A 3997-nucleotide genomic window follows, 5' to 3' on the forward strand; every position below is an offset into this window, starting at 1 on the left:
GCCCCGGCGCCCTGCACGCGCGCCTGGCAGCCGCCGACCCCGAGGCCGCGCGCGCCATCCTCCCCAGCAACGGCCGCCGCATCGTCCGCGCCCTGGAGGTCATCGAGATCACCGGGCGCCCCTTCACCGCCAACCTCCCCGGCCACGACTCGGTCTACGACACCCTCCAGATCGGCGTCGACGTCGCCCGCCCCGAGCTGGACGAGCGCATCGCGCGCCGCGTCGACCTCATGTGGGAGGCCGGGCTGGTGGACGAGGTGCGCGTGCTGGAGGCCCAGGGGCTGCGCGAGGGCCGTACGGCGTCCCGCGCGCTCGGGTACCAGCAGGTGCTCAACGCGCTCGCCGGAGAGTGCACCGAGGAGGAGGCGCGCGTGGAGACCGTGCGCACCACCAAGCGCTTCGCGCGCCGCCAGGACACGTGGTTCCGGCGCGACCCCAGGGTCCAGTGGCTCAGCGGGGCCGCGGCGGACCGCGGGGAACTTCCGGGGCGGGCGCTGACGTTGGTCGAACGACCGGTCACAGCCTGATCACGTCATGGCATCGGGATGCGCCACCGGTCAGCCCGGCCTCCGGCGCCGTGCCATCATCGAGCTTCGATCGACCAGTGAAGTCCTAGTTGGGAGGGCGCGTGGCGATGGAGGCCAGCCCTCGTGACACCGCAGCAGGCACCGAGCACATCACCACCGACGGTGACGATCCCGGCGTCGAGGACCGTCTGACCGACGACGGCCCGGACGACGACATCCCGATCGTGGTCGTCGCCGACGGACCGACGCCCGAGGAGATGTTCGCGGGCGGCCCCGAGGTCGAGGTCGAACTGCGTCCCCAGCGGCGGCTGCGCATCTGGCAGCTCGCGCCCATCGTGGGCCTGGCCGCGCTCGGCTCGCTGATGTTCGCCTTCCCGCTCGCCTTCGACTTCGGCGACAGCGGCGCGGTCATCGCCATGCTGGGCCTGCTGATCTGCTCCTGCGCCGCCGGCTGGGGCATGATGGCCGCCCGCCGCGTCGGCTACACCTGGCCCGGCCTGCCCCCGCGCGGCTCCGGCCGCCGCGCCGACTGGCGCGTCGCCCTCTCCTACGCGCTGCTCGTGGGCGTCGTCGCGGTCCTCGCCGTATGGCGGGTCGCCCGCCTGCGCTAGCGCCCCCGGCTGCCCTCGGACGGTGTCCGGGACACCCCGTACGATCGAGGGATGAGCACGCGGATCGCATTCCTCAAGGGTCACGGCACCGAGAACGACTTCGTGATCGTGCCCGACCCCGAGAACGCCCTCGACCTGACGCCCGCCGCCGTGGCCGCGCTCTGCGACCGCCGGGCCGGCATCGGCGGCGACGGGGTGCTGCACGTGGTGCGCTCCGCCGCGCACCCCGAGGCCCGCGACATGTCCGGCGAGGCCGAGTGGTTCATGGACTACCGCAACGGGGACGGCTCGGTCGCCGAGATGTGCGGCAACGGGGTGCGTGTGTTCGCGCGCTACCTCCAGCACGCCGGACATGTGGGCGAAGGCGACCTCGCCGTCGCCACGCGCGGAGGCGTGAAGCGCGTCCACATCGCCAAGGACGACGCCGGCGCCGGAGACGTCACCGTCGGCATGGGCCGGGCCCGCCTGCCCCAGGGCGAGGTCACGGTCAGCGTCGGTGCGCGGAGCTGGCCCGCGCGGAACGTGAACATGGGAAACCCGCACGCCGTCGCCTTCGTGGACGACCTCGCGCACGCCGGTGACCTGTACACCGCGCCGCCGGTCGGGCCGGAGGGCGCCTACCCGGACGGCGTCAACGTGGAGTTCGTCGTCGACCGGGCTCCCGGACACGTCGCCATGCGTGTGCACGAGCGCGGCTCCGGGGAGACCCGTTCCTGCGGCACGGGCGCGTGCGCCGTCGCCGTGGCCGCCGCCCGGCGCGACGGCGCCGACCCGGCCGTCACCGGCACCCCGGCCACGTACACCGTGGACGTGCCCGGCGGCCGGCTGGTCATCACCGAACGACCGGATGGTGAGATCGAGATGACGGGCCCCGCCGTGATCGTCGCCCAGGGAGAGATCGACACCGAGTGGCTGGAAAACGCGGCCCGCTGACCTGGACGGACCGTTCCCCGGTGGCTCCGTACGCCGGTGACCAGCCGTTCTCCGACAGCGAGGCCGTTCGAAACCGCGGCCGACGGGAGGGCACGTGGCGCAAACTCTAAACCTCCGTTCCGTCGCTCGAATGGGTGATCCGTTTCACGCTGGCCGAGAGGCGGTCGGTAGCACGTGATGGGCTCGATAGCATCAAGCACCGGCACGGACGGGGGAACGTCGCCAACCCTGAGCCGCGTATGCCCTTCGGGCCCCGTCCGCCGGTCCACGAGCCGGAGGTGCCCATGAGTGCGGAGGCCACGAACCCCGCGAGCCCAGGCCCGGTAGCGCCCTCGGCGCCCACGGTGGCCCGCAGGAAGTCCCGGCCGCGGATCGATCTGCGCAGGCTGGGGCGGGCCGCGCTGCTCGGCCCCGCCGTCCGGAGCAAGCTGCCCGACGCCATCGGACATGTCGCCGAGGCCCACCGCGCCCACCACCCAGACGCCGACCTCGACCCGCTGCGCCGTGCCTACCTCCTGGCGGAGACCTCCCACCGCGGCCAGATGCGCAAGAGCGGCGAGCCGTACATCACCCACCCCCTCGCGGTCACCCTGATCCTCGCCGAACTCGGCGCCGAGACCACCACCCTGACGGCCTCCCTCCTCCACGACACCGTCGAGGACACCGACGTGACGCTCGACCAGGTCGGGGAGGAGTTCGGGGAGGAGGTCCGCTACCTCGTCGACGGCGTGACCAAGCTGGAGAAGGTCGACTACGGCGCCGCCGCCGAGCCGGAGACCTTCCGCAAGATGCTCGTCGCCACCGGCAACGACGTCCGCGTGATGTCGATCAAACTCGCCGACCGGCTGCACAACATGCGCACCCTCGGCGTGATGCGCCCCGAGAAACAGGCGCGGATCGCCAAGGTCACCCGCGACGTCCTCATCCCGCTCGCCGAACGCCTCGGTGTCCAGGCCCTGAAGACCGAGCTGGAAGACCTCGTCTTCGCCATCCTCCACCCCGAGGAATACGCCCGCACCAGCGAACTCATCGCACAGAACGCCGCCGGGGGAGACCCGCTCGCCGAGGTCGCCGACGAGGTGCGCGGGGTGCTCCGCGAGGCCGACATCCCGGCCGAAGTCCTCATCCGGCCCCGCCACTTCGTCTCCGTCCACCGCGTCTCCCGCAAGCGCGGCCCGCTGCGCGGCACCGACTTCGGCCGTCTGCTGGTGCTGGTGAACGAGGACGCGGACTGTTACGCCGTCCTCGGTGAACTGCACACCTGTCTCACCCCGGTGGTCTCGGAGTTCAAGGACTTCATCGCCGTACCGAAGTTCAACCTCTACCAGTCGCTGCACACCGCCGTGGCCCGCCCGGACGGCCAGGTCGTCGAAGTCCTCATCCGTACGCACCGCATGCACCAGGCCGCCGAGGCGGGGGTGATCGCGCTCGGCAACCCCTACACCCCGCCCGCCGAGGAGCAGAGCGCCGGCCTCGACGGCGAGCGGGCCGACCCCACCCGCCCCGGCTGGCTCTCCCGCCTCCTCGACTGGCAGCGCGGCGCCCCCGACCCCGACACCTTCTGGTCCACCCTGCGTGACGACCTCGCCCAGGACCGCGAGATCACCGTCGTCCGGCCCGACGGCGGCACCCTGGGCCTTCCCGAGGGCGCCACCTGCGTCGACGCCGCCTACGCCCAGTACGGCGACGACGCCCACGCCTGCATCGGCGCCCGCGTCAACGGCCGTCTGGCCGCCCTCGGCACCGTCCTGCGCGACGGCGACACCGTGCAGCTCCTCATGGGCCAGGACCCGGCCTCCGAACCCTCCCGCGAATGGCTGGAGCACGCCCACACCCCGGCCGCCCGCATCGCCATCCAGCGCTGGCTCGCGGCCCACCCCGGCGCCGACGCCCGCGCCCCGGACACCGCCGACAGCCCCGGTGGCA

General features: G+C 73.0%; 4 protein-coding genes. All 4 read left to right on the forward strand.

Annotation, left to right across the window (positions count from 1 at the left end):
* A partial coding sequence (locus GT030_RS17840; RefSeq protein ID WP_272920699.1) for a tRNA dimethylallyltransferase occupies positions 1 to 527 on the forward strand: 527 nt, incomplete at its 5' end.
* Positions 528 to 634: 107 nt separating this feature from the next.
* Positions 635 to 1138, forward strand: a complete 504-nt coding sequence (locus GT030_RS17845; protein ID WP_161201935.1) for a hypothetical protein — start codon at positions 635 to 637, stop codon at positions 1136 to 1138.
* A 51-nt stretch (positions 1139 to 1189) separates the two neighbouring features.
* Positions 1190 to 2071, forward strand: coding sequence for a diaminopimelate epimerase (dapF, locus tag GT030_RS17850; protein ID WP_161201936.1), 882 nt, complete (start codon positions 1190 to 1192; stop codon positions 2069 to 2071).
* A gap of 284 nt (positions 2072 to 2355) precedes the next feature.
* On the forward strand, positions 2356 to 3997 hold a 1642-nt coding region (locus GT030_RS17855; RefSeq protein ID WP_161201937.1), incomplete at its 3' end, for an HD domain-containing protein.

This window comes from Streptomyces sp. SID1328 (assembly GCF_009865595.1).
Taxonomy (GTDB): domain Bacteria; phylum Actinomycetota; class Actinomycetes; order Streptomycetales; family Streptomycetaceae; genus Streptomyces; species Streptomyces griseoluteus.